Here is a 17,169-nt window from a genome sequence, read left to right as displayed (position 1 = left end):
CGGGAGCGGAGTGGGATCTTCACGAGGAGCGTCAGAACAGCTTGCCCGGGTTGAGGAGTGAGTGCGGGTCGAAGGCCGCCTTGACGGCCCGCTGCATCTCCACTCCCACCGGGCCGATCTCGCGTGCCAGCCACTCCTTCTTCAGGATCCCGACGCCGTGCTCGCCGGTGATGGTGCCGCCGAGCTCCAGGCCGAGGGCCATGATCTCGTCGAAGGACTCGCGGGCGCGCCGGCCCTCGTCGGGGTCTGCCGCGTCGAAGCAGACGGTGGGGTGGGTGTTGCCGTCGCCCGCGTGCGCGCAGACCCCGATGGTCAGGTCGTACTTCTCGGCGATGCGCTCGACGCCGTCGAGCATGTCCGCGAGCCTGGTGCGCGGCACGCACACGTCGTCGATCATCGAGGTGCCCTTGATCGCCTCCAGTGCGGTGAGCGAGAGCCGCCGCGCGTGCAGGAGCATCTCGGACTCGGCCGCGTCCTCGGCCGGCACCACCTGGGTGGCGCCCGCGGCCTCGCAGAGCGCGCCGACGGCGGCGAGGTCCGCCGCGGGGTCCGGGGTGTCGAAGGCCGCGAGCAGCAGCGCCTCGGTGGTCTCGGGCAGTCCCATGCCGGCCAGCGCGTTCACGGCCTTCACAGTCGTACGGTCCATCAGTTCGAGCAGGGACGGGACATGACCGCCCTCCATGATCCGGCAGACGGCGTCGCAGGCGGCCTGCGTCGAGGCGAACTCGGCTGCCAGGACCAGCTGCTGGGGCGGCTGCGGCTTGAGCGCGAGGACGGCGCGGACGACGATGCCGAGGCTGCCCTCGGAGCCCACGAAGAGGCGGGTCAGGTCGTACCCCGCGACACCCTTGGCGGTGCGGCGCCCGGTGCTCATGAGCCGTCCGTCGGCGAGGACGACGTCGAGCCCGAGGACGTACTCCGCGGTGACCCCGTACTTCACGCAGCACAGGCCGCCGGAGGCGGTGCCGATGTTCCCGCCGATGGTGCAGGTCTCCCAACTGGAGGGATCCGGCGGGTAGTACAGACCGTGCTCGTTCACCGCGCGGGAGAGCGTGGCGTTGACGACGCCCGGCTCGACGACCGCGATGCGGTCGACGGGGTTGATCTCCAGGATGCGGTCCATCTTGATCAGGGACAGGACGATGCAGCCGTCGCCGGCGTTCGCGGCGCCGGACAGGCCGGTGCGGGCGCCCTGCGGGACCACGGGGACGCGCAGCTCGGTGGCCGTGCGCATCACGTGCTGGACCTGCTCGACGGTGCGGGGCAGGACCACGACGGCGGGGACGCCCGCGTCGCAGAAGCTCGCCATGTCGTGGGAGTACGAGGAGGTGACGTCGGGGTCGGTGAGGACCGCCTCGGCCGGGAGGCCCTCCTCCAGGCGTTCGATCAGGGTGCGGCTCATGATCACAGCCTCGCACTCGGGGCCATCGGTGTGAACCCGTGTGCGACGCCGTTCCGCGCCGCCGGGATGTGCTCTTCGTATTGAAGTGATTGCCGCACAGTGAGCGTCATGGAGCCTTCCAAGTACGCCATGGAGCCTTCCAAGTCCACCATGAAGCCGTCGGTGAAGCGTGTGCTGATCGCGGCCGTCGCGGGGAGCGCGGTGCTCGGCGGTGTCCTGGTGCTGCTGCCCCCGGGCGGCGGCGACGCGGCGCCGCCCGCCCTCGGTCCCGCGGGGCGTGCGATGGCGGCCGTGGGGGCGGGGGCGCCCGCGGCCCTGCCGGATCTGACCGCGCTGATCGGGGAGCGCGAGACGCATGTGCGGGCGCACCCCGGCGACGACCAGTCCTGGGCGGTTCTCGGCCAGGCGTACGTGGCACAGGGCGTGCGGACCGCCGACGTCGCGTACTACCCCAAGGCCGAGAGTGCGCTGCGCACCTCGCTGAAGGCGCGGCCCGAGGGCAACGCGGAGGCCTTGACGGGGCTCGCGGTCCTCGCGAACGCGCGGCACGACTTCCGCGCCGCGAGGAAGTGGGGCGAGCTGGCGGCGAAGCAGGCGCCGAAGCGGTGGACCTCCTATCCCGCGCTGATCGACGCCTACAGCGGGCTCGGTGACGCGAAGGGCGTGGGCAGGGCCCTGGAGTCCCTGCAGGAGCTGGGCTCGGGCCCCGCGGTCATGACGCGCGCCGGGCAGGTCTACCGCAGCCGCGGCTGGCGCGAGGACGCGAACGCCGCGCTCACCGACGCCGCGGCGCTCGCCGAGGCCCCCGCGGAGAAGGCGGCGTGCCTGCACCGCGTGGCCGAACTCGCCTGGGAGCGGGGCGAACCCGCGGAGGCGCTGCGCTACTACGACGCGGCGCTCGCCGCCGACGCCGACCACCACCCCTCGCTGGCGGGCCGGGGCCGCGCCCTGGCCGCCCTCGGCCGCTCGTCGGACGCGCTGCACGCCTACCGCTCGGCGATGACGAAGCAGCCGCTGCCCGAATACGCCCTGGAACTGGGCGAGTTGTACGAGTCGCTGCGTCTTGCTCCGGCGGCCCGCGCGCAGTACGACGTGCTGCGGGCGCGGGTGAGGCAGGAGAGCGTGGGCGGCGTCAACAACGAACGGATCCTCGGCCTCTTCGAGGCGGACCACGGGGACGCGGACGCGGCGGTGGAGCGGCTGACCGCGGAGTACGAGCGGCACGGCAGCCCGGAGACGGCGGACGCGCTGGGCTGGGCCCTGCACCGTGCCGGGGACGGCGAGGCGGGCCTGAAGCTCGTGACGAAGGCGATGGAGAAGGGGCCGCGCAGCGCCCTCTTCGCCTTCCATCGGGGCCAGATCGAGCGGGAGTTGGGCTACTACGGGGCGGCGCGGCGGCACCTGGGCGAGGCGCTGCGGATCAATCCGTACTTCTCGCCGCTGCGGGTGCCTGTGGCCAAGGAGGCGTTGGAGGCGCTGGGGGACCCGCCGGAGGGCGGGCCGGCCCAGATGTACGCGCCGAGGCCGGTGGCCCCACCGCGTCGGCAAACGGTGGGGCCACGGCCTGTTGCGGCGACGCCCAAGCAGAGCGCGGAGCCTGCGGCTTCAGCGCCTGCCCGAAAGCCTCGCTGATTGGTTTTCCGCGGGTGCGTCGTGGCTGGTCGCGCAGTTCCCCGCGCCCCTTACGGGGCCCCTACAGGTTGCCCCGCTTCTCCTGCTCCCGCTCGATCGCCTCGAACAGGGCCTTGAAGTTGCCCTTGCCGAAGCCCATCGAGCCGTGGCGTTCGATCATCTCGAAGAAGACCGTCGGGCGGTCCTGGACCGGCTTGGTGAAGATCTGCAGCAGGTAGCCGTCCTCGTCGCGGTCGACGAGGATCTTCAGCTCGCGCAGGGTCTCCACGGGCACGCGGGTCTCGCCCGCCCACTCGCCGAGGGTGTCGTAGTACGAGTCGGGGGTGTCCAGGAACTGCACGCCCGCCGCCCGCATCGTGCGCACGGTCTCGACGATGTCGTTCGTGGCGAGCGCGATGTGCTGGACGCCGGCGCCGCCGTAGAACTCCAGGTACTCGTCGATCTGCGACTTCTTCTTGGCGATCGCGGGCTCGTTGATCGGGAACTTCACCTTGAGGGTGCCGTCCGCGACCACCTTGGACATCAGCGCCGAGTACTCGGTCGCGATGTCGTCGCCCACGAACTCCTTCATGTTCGTGAAGCCCATGACCTTGTTGTAGAAGCCGACCCACTCGTTCATCTTGCCGAGCTCGACGTTGCCGACGCAGTGGTCGATCGCCTGGAAGGTCCGCTTGGCCGGCGGCTCGACGATCGGGTTCGCGGTCACGAAACCGGGCAGGTAAGGGCCGTCGTAGTCGGTGCGCTCGACCAGGGTGTGGCGGGTCTTGCCGTAGGTGGCGATGGCGGCGAGCACGACCGTGCCGTTCTCGTCCTTCTCCTCGTACGGCTCCGTGATCCCGCGGGCGCCGTGCTCGACGGCGTACGCGTACGCGGCGCGCGCGTCCGGGACCTCGATGGCGAGGTCGACGACGCCGTCGCCGTGCTCGGCCACGTGCGAGGCGAGGAAGGTGCCCCACTCGGTGGAGGCCTTGATGACGGAGGTGAAGACGAAGCGGGCGGCGCCGTTCGTGAGCACGTAACTCGCGGTCTCGCGGCTGCCGTTCTCCGGTCCGGAGTAGGCGACGAGCTTCATGCCGAACGCGGTGGAGTAGTAGTGCGCCGCCTGCTTGGCGTTGCCCACGGCGAAGACGACCGCGTCCATTCCCTTGACCGGGAAGGGGTCGGCCTCGCGCGCGGTGTCGGGGGTGGTGTGGGTGGTGGTCTCAGTCATGTCCTGAGGCTCCCGCCGATCCACAAGGTGCGCAATAGTTCTCGTTTTCAGTGGTCAATCTGCCCAGCGGATGGCCAGGATGGGCGGGCTATCTGTACATCATGACCATCATGGAGGCGTCATGGCGATCGATCATCTGGACGGCAGGCTCATCGTGCTCCTGGCGCGGGAGCCGCGTATCGGGGTTCTTGAGGCGTCCCGCAGGCTCGGCGTCGCGCGCGGCACGGTGCAGGCGCGCATGGACCGCCTTCAGTCCAATGGAGTCATCCGGGGGTTCGGACCGGAGGTCGATCCGGCGGCGCTCGGCTACCCCGTGACGGCCTTCGCGACGCTGGAGATCAAACAGGGCCAGGGGGCGGACGTGCGGGCGCATTTGGCGTCCGTGGCCGAGGTCCTCGAACTGCACACCATCACGGGCCACGGCGACATGCTCTGCCGTCTGGTGGCCCGGTCGAACGCGGATCTCCAACGTGTGATCGACCGGGTGGTGGGTTTTGATGGCATCGTCCGGGCCTCCACGGCGATCGTCATGGAGAACCCTGTTCCGCTGCGCATCATCCCGCTGGTGGAGCAGGCGTCCGAAGACTCCTGAGTCCGGGACTTCGGCAGGACTCGGAAAGACGAGGTGAGCACTTCAGTGAATTTCTGGGACTACCTCGGCAACCGTCACCAACAGTTGCTGACGGACGCGTACCAGCACGCGAGCGCCGTCTTCCAGTGCATGGTCGTCGCGACCGTGATCGGCGTACTGATCGGCGTCTTCACCTACCGCAGCGAGTGGGCGGGCAACCTGGCCACGACGACGACCTCCACCATCCTGACCATCCCCTCGCTCGCCATGATCGGCCTGCTGATCCCCGTCGTGGGGCTCGGCGTCGCGCCGACCGTCATCGCGCTGACGCTGTACGGGCTGCTGCCGATCGTGCGGAACTCCATCGTCGGGCTGCGCGGCGTCGACCCCTCGCTCGTCGACGCGGCGAAGGGCATCGGGATGTCCAGGATCGCCCGCCTGTTCAAGGTGGAGCTGCCGATCGCCTGGCCGCCGATCCTGACCGGCATCCGCGTCTCCACGCAGATGCTGATGGGCATCGCGGCCATCGCCGCGTACGCGTCGGGGCCCGGCCTCGGCAACGAGATCTTCCGCGGCATCGGCTCGCTCGGCAGCAAGAACGCGCTCAACCAGGTGCTCGCGGGCACGCTCGGGATCATCGTCCTCGCGCTGCTCTTCGACGCCGCGTACGTCCTGATCGGCCGGCTGACCATTCCGAGGGGTATCCGTGTCTGAGACCACCGCCACCGAGAACGCGACGACGGACGAGGCCGGAGGACCGGCCCCCGCCACCACGTCCGGAGCGACGATCGAGCTGGAGAACCTCACCAAGCGCTATCCGGGCAGCGGCGACCCGGCCGTGGACAGCGTCAACATGGAGATCAAGGCGGGCGAGATCGTCATCTTCGTGGGCCCGTCCGGCTGCGGGAAGTCGACGACCCTGAAGATGATCAACCGGCTCATCGAGCCGACCAGCGGCCGCATCCGCATCAACGGCGAGGACGTCACCGACATCGACCCGGTGAAGCTGCGCCGCAAGGTCGGCTACGCGATCCAGTCGTCCGGTCTCTTCCCGCACATGACGGTGGCCCAGAACATCGCCCTCGTGCCGAAGATGGTGGGCTGGGGGAAGTCGCGGATCAAGTCGCGCGTCGAGGAGATGCTGGATCTGGTGGGGCTCGACCCGGCCGAGTTCCACGGCCGCTACCCGCGCCAGCTCTCCGGCGGCCAGCAGCAACGCGTCGGCGTGGCACGGGCGTTGGCCGCCGATCCGCCGGTGCTCCTGATGGACGAGCCGTTCGGCGCCGTCGACCCGATCACCCGCGACCACCTCCAGGACGAGCTGATCCGGCTCCAGCACGAGCTGCACAAGACCATCGTCTTCGTCACGCACGACTTCGACGAGGCCATCAAGCTCGGCGACCGCATCGCCGTCCTGCGGGAGCGCTCGCACATCGCGCAGTTCGACACTCCGGAGGCCATCCTCACCAACCCCGCCGACGACTTCGTCTCCGGGTTCGTGGGTGCGGGCGCGGCGCTCAAGCGGCTGAACCTCACCCGCGTACGGGATGTGGAGATCGCCGACGTGCCGACGGTGACGATCGACGACCCGCTGCAGGACATCTTCGACAAGCTCCGCGGCGGCGGCACCAACGAACTGCTCCTGCTCGACAAGCGCGGCCGCCCCTACAAGTGGCTCAGGCGTGGGGACCTGATGCGCGCCAAGGGCTCGCTGGCCCGCGCGGGCACCCTCGTGCACGACACGGTGACCCGCGACGCCACCCTGCGCGACGCGCTCGAAGCCGTCCTCACGGACAACGCGGGCCGGGTCGCGGTGACCGGGCGGCGCGGCGAGTACACCGGCGTCGTCGACATGGAGACGCTGATGAACTCCGTCCACGAGATGCTGGAGGCCGACCGCCTCGAAGCCGTCGAGCACCAGCACGAACTGGAGGAACAGCGCCAGAGGCTGACCCACCAGGAGCAGGAGGGCGACGGAGGGGAGGCGAAGGCATGAGGCCGTCCCCGCGCGACGAGACCCGCCCCCGGGGCGAGCACGAGGTCAAGGGCCTCGCCTTCCGCGACGTGGGCGAGGGCGAGCAGGAGGCCCCTCCCCCGGACGTCCCCGACGCGCAGCCGCGCCGGGTCACCTGGCAGAAGCTCACGTTCCTGCCCGCCGTGCTCGCGGTGGTCCTGCTGCTGACCTGGTGGTGGTTCCAGCAGGCCGACCTCGACTCGATCTCGAGGAACGCGCTGGCGAACGGCAACGTGTGGCTGCGCCTTCGCCAGCACGTCCAACTGACCGCGATCTCCACCTTCTTCGTCCTGATCATCGCGATCCCGCTGGGCATCCTGCTGACCCGCAGGCGGCTGCGGAAGGCCGCGCCCGCCGCGATGGCGCTGGCCAACATCGGCCAGGCGACGCCCGCGATCGGCCTCCTGGCACTCCTGGTGATCTGGCTCGGCATCGGCGAGAAGGCGGCCCTGATCGGCATCATCATCTACGCCGTCCTGCCGGTCCTGTCCAACACGATCGCGGGCTTGAAGGCGAACGACCCGACCCTCCTCGAAGCGGCGCGCGGCATCGGCATGTCGCCGCTCGGCGTCCTGACGAAGGTCGAACTCCCCCTGGCCGTACCGCTGATCCTCGCGGGCGTGCGCACGGCGCTCGTCCTGAACGTCGGCACGGCGACGCTGGCCACCTTCGGCGGCGGCGGGGGCCTCGGCGACCTGATCACCACGGGCATGACCAATCAGCGGATGCCGGTCCTCATGCTCGGTTCGATCCTGACGATCGCGCTCGCGCTCCTGGTGGACTGGCTGGCCTCGCTGGCCGAACTGGTCCTGCGCCCGCGCGGGTTGGAGGTGCGGTCATGAGGGTCACGTTGCGTACGTACGCCGTCGGCGCCCTGGGCGTGGCGCTGCTCGCCGGGTGCGGGCTCACCAGCGGCAGCCCGATGGTGGACGACGTCAAGCCCGGCTCCATCGGCAAGGGCCTGCCCCTCAAGGGCGCCGATCTCACCGTCACCTCCAAGGAGTTCACCGAGCAGCTGATCCTGGGCGCGATCATGGGCATCGCCTTCGAGGCGGCCGGCGCGGACGTGCTCGACCGCACCGGCATCCAGGGCTCGATCGGCGCGCGTGAGGCCGTCAAGGGCGGCGACGCGGACGCCATGTACGAGTACACGGGCACCGCCTGGATCACCTACCAGGGCAACTCCGAGCCCATCGACGACCCGCAGAAGCAGTGGCGGGCGGTGCACGACGCGGACCTGAAGAACGGCATCACCTGGCTGCCGCCTGCCGCGCTCAACAACACGTACGCGCTTGCCATGAACCAGAAGAACGAGGCGAAGTACAAGACGAAGACGCTCTCGGACGTGGCGGCCCTGTCCAAGTCCGACCCGAAGGCCGTCACGCTGTGCGTGGAGAGCGAGTTCGCGTCCCGGGACGACGGTCTGCCCGGCATGCAGAAGGCGTACGGGATGAGCGTCCCGGCGTCCAACATCACCAAGATGGACACCGGCATCATCTACACGCAGGCGTCCAAGGGGTCCTGCACGTACGGCGAGGTCTTCACCACCGACGGCCGCATCAAGGCCATGGACCTGACGGTGATGGAGGACGACAAGCACTTCTTCCCCAACTACAACGCCGCGCCGGAGATCAACAGCAAGTCCCTGGAGAAGCACCCGGAGATGGCCGAGGTCCTCGCCCCCATCACGAAGAAGCTGAACAACACGGTCGCGCAGGACCTCAACTCCAAGGTGGACGTGGAGGGGCAGGACCCGCACGAGGTGGCGAAGGACTGGCTGATCGAGGAGGGGTTCGTCAAGGAGTGACGCGGCCACCCTCCGGAGTTGCAAAGACTCCGTTGCAAAAACTGTTGCAACGGAGTCTTTGCAACTCTACGCTGCCGAACATGACGGCAGACCCGCAGCCACCGCCCCGCAAGGTCCACCACCTCAACCCGCGCTCACTGCGCGGGCTCGCCCACCCCTTGCGCATGCGTCTGCTCAGCTCGCTGCGCCTGGACGGCCCGGCCACCGCGTCCCAACTCGCCTCCCGGCTGGGCGAGTCGAGTGGAGCGACCAGCTACCACCTGCGTCAGCTCGCGGAGTACGGCTTCGTCGAGGACGACCCGGAGCGCGGCAAGGGCAGGGAGCGGTGGTGGCGCTCCACCCACCAGGGGACACGCACCGACCAGAACCTCATCCGAGACCGCGACCCGGAGGTGCAGGGCGCACTCAGCACCCTCCTGTACGAGTACGCCGCACAGCGCTCGCAGGAGGTGACCACCTGGATCGCCACCCGGCACGAGTGGTCACAGGAGTGGGACGAGGCCGCGGACACCAGCGACTACACCCTGACCCTGACGCCCGCACTCGCCGGCGAGCTGAGCCACAAGGTCAGTGAACTCATCGAGAGCTACCGCGAGTTGGCGCCGGAAGAAGGCACGCCGGACGTCGCCCAGGTCCGCGTCCACTCCCACATCTTCCCGACCCGGCCGATGGCCGACGACACCTGAGAGGGGAACGCCATGCACCCCGACATCCACCTGATCCTGCACCACACCCGCGCCGCCGAGCTCCACGAGGCGGCGCCCCCGCGCAGCCGGCACCCTCAGCTGCGTACACAACTCGGCTGGACCCTCGTCGAGTTGGGCCTCAAGCTCGTCAGCAGCTCGGGACCTTCTCGCCCTTCTCCAGGGCCCGCAGCGCGTCGACCGTGCCCGACAGCGTCGTGACCGGGATCAGCTGAAGCCCCTTCGGCAGCTCCGCCTCGGCGTCCTTGCACTCGGCCTTCGGGACCAGGAAGACGGTCGCGCCGTCACGCCGCGCGCCCTGCGTCTTCATGGACACGCCGCCGACCGGGCCGACCTTGCCGTCAGCCGTGATCGTGCCGGTGCCCGCGATCTTGCGGCCGCCCGTGAGGTCGCGGCCGCTGCCGTTCCCGTCCAGCTTGTCGATGATGCCGAGCGAGAGGAACAGGCCCGCGCTCGGGCCGCCGATCCTGCCGAGGTCGGCCTTGACCTCCACCTTGTCGGTGTGGTCGACGCCGTTCGCCTTCAGGTAGTTCAGCGCCGCCTTCGTCGCGTCGTCCTGCGACTCCTTCATGTCGCCGAGGTTGTGCTTCTCGACTTCCTTCTCGTTGTCGCCGACGGGGTAGACCGAGTCCTTCGGCATCACCGCGCGGTCCGTGCGGAACCAGCCGTCGATCACGTCGCCCAGGTACACGTCCATCTGCGGGCCCGTGGCGACGATCGTCGTCATGCGCAGCTCGCCGGTGGTCGGCCGCGTGGGGGCGCCGGTGATCGTGAGGACCGGCTTGCCCTCGTGCTCCCCGAGGACGTTCGTCGTGCCGCCCGGCTGGGCCACGGCGAACGGCAGCGGCGCGAGCCCCGCGACGGCGAGCAGGGCCACCACGGGGAGGGCGCAGACGGCGAGGGCCTGGGGGCGCGTGAAACGAGAGAACACGGGATCAATCTAACCCGCGCGGCAAATCCAGCTCGTCTCGCACCCGGGCAGCGAGCGCGGACGTATCCAGCCCGTGCAGATGTATCCAGCCCGTCCGGCGTTTGAGGACGGGCTCGGCGCAGCCAGCGATCGGCCGAGCCGCGTGACACCGTTCGCCCGCGCGGCCTCAGCGCAGGGCGTCGGCGACTTCCCGGGCCGCGTCGACCACCCGGGGGCCCACCCGCTCCGGTACCGAGTCCGCGAGCATGACCACGCCTACGCTGCCCTCTATCCCCGTCACACCCACCAGCGGCGCCGCCGCCCCGCTCGCGCCGGCCTCCAGCTCGCCGTGGGTGAGGGCGTAGCCGGGGTCGGTGACCAGGCCCTGGCGGGCGGCGAGGATGGCGCGGCCCGCGGCTCCGCGGTCCAGGGGGTGACGGAAGCCGGTGCGGTAGGCGACGTGGTAGTCCGTCCAGGTCGGCTCCACGACCGCGACGGCCAGCGCCTCCGTGCCGTCGACGAGGGTCAGGTGCGCCGTCGCGCCTATGTCCTCGGCGAGCGAGCGCAGGGCGGGCAGCGCGGCCTCGCGCACCAGCGGGTGCACCTGGCGGCCCAGGCGCAGCACGCCGAGGCCGACGCGGGCGCGGCCGCCCAGGTCCCGGCGGACGAGCGCGTGCTGCTCCAGCGTGGCGAGCAGGCGGTAGACCACGGTGCGGTTCACGCCGAGCTTGTTGGACAGCTCGGTGACCGTGAGTCCGTGGTCGGTGTCGGCCAGCAGCTTGAGGACGCGCAGTCCTCGGTCGAGCGTCTGGGAAGTCTCCGCGGTCACGACGCCCACTCCTTAGGTGAGGGTCGGCGGCCCCCTACGCGGCGGATGCGCCGCCGGTCCCGTGGGCGACGCGCGTCAGAGGCCGCCGGTCGGAACACCGGCTGCGCTCCGCGGCGGCGCTGCCACGGGGCGTGTGCGTTGCGGGGACAGTAGCGAGGCCGTCCCGCTCAGCGGAAGACTTCGTCCAGAATCCGGGCACGTCAACGTCCCTGGCGCCCCCATTGCCCCGTTACGCACAGGGCGGGCGGGAAGAGGCGTGCACGACCTCCGCACACGGCCTCCCCACTCGGAACGCGCCGCTCCCTACTCGCGAGTACCCGGCGGTCACTTCATGCGGGTGGCCCACTCCTGGACCTTCTGGATGCGCTGCCGCAGCTGTCCCGCCGTGGCCTCCGCGCTCGGCGGCCCGCCGCAGGTGCGGCGCAGCTCGGTGTGGATCACGCCGTGCGGCTTCCCGCTCTGATGGACGTACGCGCCGACCATCGTGTTCAGCTGTTTCCTGAGCCCGAGGAGCTCCTTGTGGGAGACCACCGGGCGCCGCTCGGCGGGGAGTTCGAGGAGGTCGGCCTCCTCGTCCGGCTTCTTCTTGCTGTGGGCGATCTGCCGGGCCTGCCGCTTCTGGAGCAGCATCTGCACCTGGTCGGGTTCGAGGAGGCCGGGGATGCCCAGATAGTCCTGCTCCTCCTCGCTGCCCGGGTGCGCCTGCATGCCGAACTCGGCGCCGTCGAAGAGGACGCGGTCGAAGACGGCCTCGGACTCCAGGGCCTCGAAGGAGAACTGCTCCTGTTCGCCGGTGTCCTCGTCCTGCTCCTTGTTCGCCTCGTCCATCTCCTTCTCGGACTCGGCGTAGGGGTCCTCCTCGCCCTCCTTCTTCGGCTTGTCGAGGGCGTGGTCGCGCTCGACCTCCATCTCGTTGGCGAAGGTGAGCAGGTCGGGGACGGTCGGCAGGAAGACGGAGGCCGTCTCCCCGCGCCGCCTTGACCGCACGAAACGGCCGACGGCCTGCGCGAAGAAGAGCGGCGTCGAGATGGTGGTGGCGTACACCCCGACCGCGAGACGCGGCACGTCGACGCCCTCGGACACCATGCGGACCGCGACCATCCACCGGTCGGTACCGGCACTGAAGTCGTCGATGCGCTGGGAGGCGCCGGTGTCGTCGGAGAGGACGACGGTCGCCTTGGTCCCGGTGATCTCGCGGATCAGCTTGGCGTAGGCGCGCGCGGAGTCCTGGTCGGAGGCGATGACGAGGCCGCCCGCGTCGGGGATGGCCTTCCTGACCTCGCTGAGCCGCTTGTCGGCGGCCTTGAGGACGTTCGGCATCCACTCGCCGCGCGCGTCCAGCGCGGTGCGCCAGGCCTGCGAGACGGCGTCCTTGGTCATGGGCTCGCCGAGGCGGGCCGCGATCTCGTCGCCCGCCTTCGTGCGCCAGCGCATGTTGCCGGAGTACGAGAGGAAGATGACGGGCCGCACGACGCCGTCGCCCAGCGCGCTGCCGTAGCCGTAGGTGTAGTCGGCGGCGGAGCGCCGGATGCCGTCGTTGCCTTCCTCGTACGTGACGAAGGGGATCGGGTTGGTGTCGGAGCGGAAGGGCGTGCCGGTGAGCGCGAGGCGGCGCGTCGCGGGCTCGAAGGCTTCGAGGCAGGCCTCACCCCAGGACTTGCTGTCTCCCGCATGGTGGATCTCGTCGAGGATCACGAGGGTCTTGCGCTGCTCGCTGCGGTTGCGGTGCAGCATCGGCCGCACGCCCACGCCCGCGTAGGTCACGGCGACGCCCTGGTACTCCTTGCTGAGCGGACCGGCGCTGTACTCCGGGTCCAGCTTGATGCCTATACGGGCGGCCGCTTCGGCCCACTGCTTCTTCAGGTGTTCGGTCGGGGCGACCACGGTGACCTGCTGCACGACATGGTGGTGCAGCAGCCACGACGCGAGCGTGAGCGCGAACGTCGTCTTGCCGGCGCCGGGGGTGGCGACGGCCAGGAAGTCTCGCGGCTGCTCCTGGATGTACTTCTCCATCGCGCCCTGCTGCCAGGCACGCAGCTTGTTGGCGGTACCCCAGGGGGCCCGTCCTGGGAAGGCGGGAGAGAGGTGGTGGGAGGAGTTGGCGGCGGCGCTGGTGGTAGTCACGGTCTCCGGGTTTTGACTTCTCGGGTACGTACGACAACCGGGCCACCTTACCGGTGACGGGTTGACGTACCCGTGAGATCGAGGCGGTGCCGGAGGTGGGTGGGACGGGTCTCACACGGACGTCCGAGGCGTACGTTCCTTCAGCCGCGTGCCCACCCAGGCCCCGACCAGGGCGACCGCCGCCATGGGCAGGAAAACGGCGACGAAGGCGGCCGGGTGGGATCCCGCGGCCTCGCCCGCCGCCCCGTGTGTCGCGCCCACCGTGCCCCCGCCGAGGGCCGCGAAGGCGGCGCCGCCGACGGCGAGCAGGATGACGTTCGAGAGGCCGTCGGAGATCTGCAGCGCGGCCGAATTCGACCCCGCGTCCTCGGGCGGCGAGAGCCTCAGGAGCAGCACGCTCGTCGAGGCGATGACCATGCCCATGCCGAAGCAGCCGAAGGCCCAGGCGACCGCGACGATCCACACGGGCACGGCCTCGACGAGGACGGCCGGCGCGGTGGCGATGGCGGCCGCGACGAGCACCATGCCCGCGGCCACGAGCCGCCCGCGGTGGGGCTCCATGCGGGGCCGGGACTGGACGTACGAACCAAGGGCCCAGGTCGCCCCGCCCACGGCGAGCGAGAGCCCGGCCATGGTGGGGCTCAGCCCCCGCTGGGTGACGAGCATCAACGGCACGAAGGACTCGGCGGCGATGAACGAACCGGCGGCGACGCCGCGCAGGAGCACGACGGAGGGCAGCCCGCGGGCGGCGCGGTAGGTGCCGCGGGGCAGCAGTCCGAGCACGGCGGGTACGAGGACGGCCGCCCCCACCGCGGCGGGCAGCAGGGACAGCCACCGCAGATCCTGCCCGGCGTACTGGAGGAGACCCGCCCCCAGCGAGATGCCGAGCGCGAGGCGGATGCGGCGGCGGTCGAAGGCGGCGGGGGGCGCGTCCGGGTCGACGGGCCCGGAGGCGGTGCGCCGGATCTGGGGCAGCGCGAGGGCGAGCGGGGCGGCGACGAGCACCGGGATGCCGATGAAGACCCAGCGCCACCCGAGGTGCTCGGTGACGGTGCCGGAGACCAGCGGTCCCACGACCGAGGGGACGACCCAGCTGGCCGCGAACGCCGCCATGATGGACGGCCGCAGATGCTCGGGGTAGGCGCGGCTGACGACGACGTACAGCGCGACGATGACGAGCCCGCCGCCGAGCCCCTGCACGGCCCGCCCCAGGATGAACAGCCACATGGCCCCGGCGGTCCCGCTCAGCAGCAGCCCGGCCGCGAAGAGCGAGATCCCGGCGGCGAGCGGCCCGAGGGGCCCGCGCCGGTCGGCCCACTGACCGCTGAGCACCATGCCGAAGAGGCTCGTCGTGAAGTACCCGGAGAAGGCGAAGGCGTACAGCGAGACCCCGTCGAGCTCCCGCGCGGCCACGGGCATCGCGGTCCCGACGGCGGTCGCCTCGAAGGCGATGAGCAGGACGACGGAGACGATGCCGATGCTGAGGGCACGGTAGGGCTTGCCGAGGACGCCGCCGGTTCCCTGCGGGGCGGGCGGGGCTATGGATTCGGCGGGTTCAGCGGATTCGGCGGCGACGCCAGTGTCGGTCATGCAGGTCAGGGTAAGAGGCGTGGGCGGCTTTTACCCCTGTCCAGGGGCGGAGGATTCTTGGTTCCTTGGTCGTACGACCCGTGGTCGCACAGGGGCTCCCCCGCGCGGCGGAGCCTTGTCCCGCGACTTCGGACCGGCGGGCGATCCCCGGGCGGGCCCGCGATTGGCAGCCTTCGGGCCATGACGACGACATCGCTCACCACACCGCCCGCGTCACCGCCCCCGTCATCGCCCCCGTCCGCAGGCCGCCTGCGCACGGCCTGGCGCAAGGCGCACGCGCCCGTGCCGGGAGTCCCGCTCTGGGCCCGGAGAGCCGCGTACGCCATTCCGCTCGCCGTCCTGCCGTCGAGCCTCTGGCGACTGGGCGGAGCCTTCGCCGGGAGCGCCGACGGGAAGGACGGCGACCTGCCCTCCTGGCTCCCCGGCGAGCTGTACGTGCTCCTCCTCTCGGTCCTGTCCGAACTGATCGCGTTCACCGCGGTCGGCCTGGTGGCGGCGTGGGGCGAGGTGGTCCCGCGCTGGATGCCCCTGCTCGGCGGCCGCAGGGTCAGGCCACCGGCCGCCGTGATCCCGGCGGCGCTCGGCGCGCTCGCCGTGACGGCGATGTGGACGACGGCACTGATCAGCGACATGCGCGGCGTCACGATCCGCGGGGACGAGTCCCCTGCGGACTACCCCGGAGATCAAGGTGGTTGGGAGGGATTCCTCTTCTACGCGAGCTATCTGCCGCTGCTGCTGTGGGGACCGCTCCTTGCGGCGGTGACGGTGGCGTACTGGAGGAGGAGGCGGGCGGGGCAACAGCCAGGTCAGCAGGAGCCTTCGTCGGCGGAGGCGCTGATGAGGTAGTCCTTGCGCGCGACGTGCATGCAGTAGACGGCATCGGTGTGGGTGGCGCTGACCTCGTAGCGGTCCTCGGACGTCTCGTTCACCCGGAGCCCGGTCTTCGGCGCACCGTCGGTGGCCTCAAGCTCCCGCTGTATCCGCTCCTCGTAGCCGCCGCTGTAGCCGCTCTCGTACCCCTCCGGACTGCCGTCGTACGAGCCGTCGAGGTCTTCCGTGACGGCGTACACGGCATCGCGCAGCTCGCCCTCGCTCCAGCGGGAGCTGGAGTACAGGTAGATCACGCTGCCGCCGGCGAAGAGCAACGCCGCGATGATGAGGGCGAGGCCGATGGGGTTGTTGGGGTTGAAGGCGTAGTGGTTGGTGCCCCAGGCGCTGCGCTTGAAGACGGGTTCGTGGCTGGAGTTGGTCACGCCCGGACTGTACGTCCGGGTGATCAACTGGCGGTGTCTGTGTGTCAGTTCCCTGACGCGTACGTGACGAAGTAACGCCAGGTGGTGGGGGTGACGGTGAAGTGGGGGGCGGTGGGGGTCTTGGAGTCGCGGATGTGGATGGTGGAGGGGGTGGTGGCTACCTCTACGCAGTCCTCGCCGTTACTGCTGTCGCTGTAGCTGCTCTTGTGCCACTCCAGGGCGACCTCGACGCAACTGTCGCCTTCACTGCCACTGCTGTAGCTGCTCTTGAACCAGTTCAGCTCAGCGGCGTCCCCGGCAGAGGCCTTGCGAATCATGTCTCTCCCAGCGCTTGCTCGATGAAGGCCAGCGACTCCGGTGGCGAAAGAGCCTGGGCCCGGAACTTCAGCAGCTCGATCCCGCCATCCACTCCGGCGTGCTCCTCGCGGTCGATCGGCATCACCTGAATCTCGACGTTCCGCAACTTCCCTACCTCAAGCAGACGTTCGAGCTGCGCACGCAGAACCATTCTCCCTCCAAGCGGCCGCCTGAGCGTCACCTCTTCCTGGATGAAGCTGAGCTCAGGAGCGGGCGAACGCTCAAAGATGGACTGCCGAGCCATCCGCGCCGCCACCGCACGCTCCACCTCGTCCGACGAGTACGCAGGCCTCCGCATCGCGAACAGCGCCCGTGCATAACCCTCGGTCTGCAACAGCCCATGGATGCTGTGATTGCTGTACAACCCCAACTCGACGGCCCGCTCCTCCAGCTTCGCCAACTCCCGAACCCTCTTCGGATACCTCGCCTCCCGCATCTCCTTCTTCATCGCGGAGACAAGCCCACCCGCCTCCAGCACCTCGTCCACCTCGTCCAGATACTCGGGACGAGGAATCCGCGCCCCTCGCTCGATCTTCCGGATCAAGTCCTCCCCGTACCCGATCGCCTCCCCGAACTCGGCCACCCGCAGCCCCGCCGCCTCCCGCCGCAGCTTCAGATGCTGACCGACCATCTCGACGACGGAACTGATCTCGTCACCGGGATCCACGTCCCAACCAGGTTCATCCACACCGTCGTTGCGTTCTTCCACCGCGCCCACCTCCGACGTACCGTCCAAGCCCAACGCGCACTCGTACCCAGAGGGGCC

Annotated in this window: 17 protein-coding genes; 8 read left to right on the top strand and 9 right to left on the bottom strand. The window is 70.2% G+C overall.

Annotated features, from left to right (window positions below; genetic code table 11):
- Positions 1-31 precede the first annotated feature (31 nt).
- Positions 32-1,402, bottom strand: coding sequence for an FAD-binding oxidoreductase (locus tag ACZ4D5_RS00640; protein WP_467770132.1), 1,371 nt, complete (start codon positions 1,400-1,402; stop codon positions 32-34).
- A gap of 108 nt (positions 1,403-1,510) precedes the next feature.
- On the opposite strand from ACZ4D5_RS00640, the gene ACZ4D5_RS00635 reads away from it, so the two are divergent.
- On the top strand, positions 1,511-3,034 hold the full coding sequence (locus ACZ4D5_RS00635; protein ID WP_467770131.1) for a tetratricopeptide repeat protein: 1,524 nt from the start codon (positions 1,511-1,513) through the stop codon (positions 3,032-3,034).
- A gap of 61 nt (positions 3,035-3,095) precedes the next feature.
- On the opposite strand, the gene hppD is transcribed toward ACZ4D5_RS00635, so the two are convergent.
- Positions 3,096-4,244 carry a 4-hydroxyphenylpyruvate dioxygenase gene (gene hppD / locus ACZ4D5_RS00630; protein WP_467770130.1) on the bottom strand — a complete coding sequence of 383 codons (1,149 nt, stop codon included), beginning with the start codon at positions 4,242-4,244 and terminating at the stop codon, positions 3,096-3,098.
- 121 nt (positions 4,245-4,365) lie between these two features.
- Between hppD and ACZ4D5_RS00625 the strand changes: the two genes are divergently transcribed.
- From ACZ4D5_RS00625 to ACZ4D5_RS00600, 6 genes are all read left to right on the top strand, one after another.
- Complete coding sequence (locus ACZ4D5_RS00625) at positions 4,366-4,836, top strand: Lrp/AsnC family transcriptional regulator (RefSeq protein ID WP_362339844.1); 471 nt, start codon at positions 4,366-4,368, stop codon at positions 4,834-4,836.
- 45 nt (positions 4,837-4,881) lie between these two features.
- Positions 4,882-5,529 carry an ABC transporter permease gene (locus ACZ4D5_RS00620; protein ID WP_467771457.1) on the top strand — a complete coding sequence of 216 codons (648 nt, stop codon included), beginning with the start codon at positions 4,882-4,884 and terminating at the stop codon, positions 5,527-5,529.
- 73 nt (positions 5,530-5,602) lie between these two features.
- Entirely contained in the window at positions 5,603-6,811 is a 1,209-nt protein-coding gene (locus tag ACZ4D5_RS00615; protein WP_467771456.1) for a betaine/proline/choline family ABC transporter ATP-binding protein, read from the top strand.
- Complete coding sequence (locus tag ACZ4D5_RS00610) at positions 6,808-7,671, top strand: ABC transporter permease (protein WP_467770129.1); 864 nt, start codon at positions 6,808-6,810, stop codon at positions 7,669-7,671. Before ACZ4D5_RS00615 ends, ACZ4D5_RS00610 begins: the two co-directional genes overlap by 4 nt.
- The gene (locus ACZ4D5_RS00605; protein ID WP_467770128.1) at positions 7,668-8,636 is read left to right on the top strand and encodes a glycine betaine ABC transporter substrate-binding protein; all 969 of its coding nucleotides are present in this window, start codon (positions 7,668-7,670) and stop codon (positions 8,634-8,636) included. The genes ACZ4D5_RS00610 and ACZ4D5_RS00605 overlap by 4 nt, the downstream gene beginning before the upstream one ends.
- 80 nt (positions 8,637-8,716) lie before the next feature.
- Positions 8,717-9,322 carry an ArsR/SmtB family transcription factor gene (locus ACZ4D5_RS00600; RefSeq protein ID WP_467770127.1) on the top strand — a complete coding sequence of 202 codons (606 nt, stop codon included), beginning with the start codon at positions 8,717-8,719 and terminating at the stop codon, positions 9,320-9,322.
- A gap of 148 nt (positions 9,323-9,470) precedes the next feature.
- Here ACZ4D5_RS00600 and ACZ4D5_RS00595 read toward each other — a convergent pair whose 3' ends face one another.
- From ACZ4D5_RS00595 to ACZ4D5_RS00580, 4 genes are all read right to left on the bottom strand, one after another.
- Positions 9,471-10,271, bottom strand: a complete 801-nt coding sequence (locus ACZ4D5_RS00595; RefSeq protein ID WP_467770126.1) for a S16 family serine protease — start codon at positions 10,269-10,271, stop codon at positions 9,471-9,473.
- 166 nt (positions 10,272-10,437) lie between these two features.
- The gene (locus tag ACZ4D5_RS00590) at positions 10,438-11,079 is read right to left on the bottom strand and encodes an IclR family transcriptional regulator (protein WP_055702359.1); all 642 of its coding nucleotides are present in this window, start codon (positions 11,077-11,079) and stop codon (positions 10,438-10,440) included.
- 324 nt (positions 11,080-11,403) lie between these two features.
- The gene (locus ACZ4D5_RS00585) at positions 11,404-13,203 is read right to left on the bottom strand and encodes a DEAD/DEAH box helicase (RefSeq protein ID WP_467770125.1); all 1,800 of its coding nucleotides are present in this window, start codon (positions 13,201-13,203) and stop codon (positions 11,404-11,406) included.
- A 111-nt stretch (positions 13,204-13,314) separates the two neighbouring features.
- Positions 13,315-14,793: an MFS transporter gene (locus ACZ4D5_RS00580; RefSeq protein WP_467770124.1), complete on the bottom strand. Its 1,479-nt coding sequence runs from the start codon at positions 14,791-14,793 to the stop codon at positions 13,315-13,317.
- A 180-nt stretch (positions 14,794-14,973) separates the two neighbouring features.
- On the opposite strand from ACZ4D5_RS00580, the gene ACZ4D5_RS00575 reads away from it, so the two are divergent.
- Positions 14,974-15,639 (top strand): hypothetical protein, encoded by a 666-nt coding sequence (locus ACZ4D5_RS00575; protein WP_467770123.1) that lies wholly within the window; start codon positions 14,974-14,976, stop codon positions 15,637-15,639.
- Here ACZ4D5_RS00575 and ACZ4D5_RS00570 read toward each other — a convergent pair.
- The 3 genes from ACZ4D5_RS00570 to ACZ4D5_RS00560 are packed head-to-tail and all read right to left on the bottom strand — an operon-like array spanning position 15,600 to position 17,112.
- Complete coding sequence (locus tag ACZ4D5_RS00570; RefSeq protein ID WP_467770122.1) at positions 15,600-16,046, bottom strand: hypothetical protein; 447 nt, start codon at positions 16,044-16,046, stop codon at positions 15,600-15,602. The genes ACZ4D5_RS00575 and ACZ4D5_RS00570 overlap by 40 nt on opposite strands.
- A gap of 44 nt (positions 16,047-16,090) precedes the next feature.
- On the bottom strand, positions 16,091-16,363 hold the full coding sequence (locus ACZ4D5_RS00565) for a DUF397 domain-containing protein (protein ID WP_467770121.1): 273 nt from the start codon (positions 16,361-16,363) through the stop codon (positions 16,091-16,093).
- Positions 16,360-17,112, bottom strand: a complete 753-nt coding sequence (locus ACZ4D5_RS00560; RefSeq protein WP_467770120.1) for a helix-turn-helix domain-containing protein — start codon at positions 17,110-17,112, stop codon at positions 16,360-16,362. The genes ACZ4D5_RS00565 and ACZ4D5_RS00560 overlap by 4 nt, the downstream gene beginning before the upstream one ends.
- Between the last annotated feature and the right edge of the window lie 57 nt (positions 17,113-17,169).

It is taken from the genome of Streptomyces sp. NPDC025651 (genome assembly GCF_055558735.1).
The sequence above is the reverse complement of the archived record's forward strand: the minus strand, read 5'-3'. Positions and strand labels throughout refer to the sequence as shown.

Excerpts from the sequence above, each read along its gene's own strand:
- ACZ4D5_RS00640 (WP_467770132.1), bottom strand. The coding sequence starts at position 1,402 with ATGAGCCGCACCCTGATCGAACGCCTGGAGGAGGGCCTCCCGGCCGAG.
- ACZ4D5_RS00635 (WP_467770131.1), top strand. The coding sequence starts at position 1,511 with ATGGAGCCTTCCAAGTACGCCATGGAGCCTTCCAAGTCCACCATGAAG.
- hppD (WP_467770130.1), bottom strand. The coding sequence starts at position 4,244 with ATGACTGAGACCACCACCCACACCACCCCCGACACCGCGCGCGAGGCC.
- ACZ4D5_RS00625 (WP_362339844.1), top strand. The coding sequence starts at position 4,366 with ATGGCGATCGATCATCTGGACGGCAGGCTCATCGTGCTCCTGGCGCGG.
- ACZ4D5_RS00610 (WP_467770129.1), top strand. The coding sequence starts at position 6,808 with ATGAGGCCGTCCCCGCGCGACGAGACCCGCCCCCGGGGCGAGCACGAG.
- ACZ4D5_RS00605 (WP_467770128.1), top strand. The coding sequence starts at position 7,668 with ATGAGGGTCACGTTGCGTACGTACGCCGTCGGCGCCCTGGGCGTGGCG.
- ACZ4D5_RS00600 (WP_467770127.1), top strand. The coding sequence starts at position 8,717 with ATGACGGCAGACCCGCAGCCACCGCCCCGCAAGGTCCACCACCTCAAC.
- ACZ4D5_RS00580 (WP_467770124.1), bottom strand. The coding sequence starts at position 14,793 with ATGACCGACACTGGCGTCGCCGCCGAATCCGCTGAACCCGCCGAATCC.
- ACZ4D5_RS00575 (WP_467770123.1), top strand. The coding sequence starts at position 14,974 with ATGACGACGACATCGCTCACCACACCGCCCGCGTCACCGCCCCCGTCA.
- ACZ4D5_RS00565 (WP_467770121.1), bottom strand. The coding sequence starts at position 16,363 with ATGATTCGCAAGGCCTCTGCCGGGGACGCCGCTGAGCTGAACTGGTTC.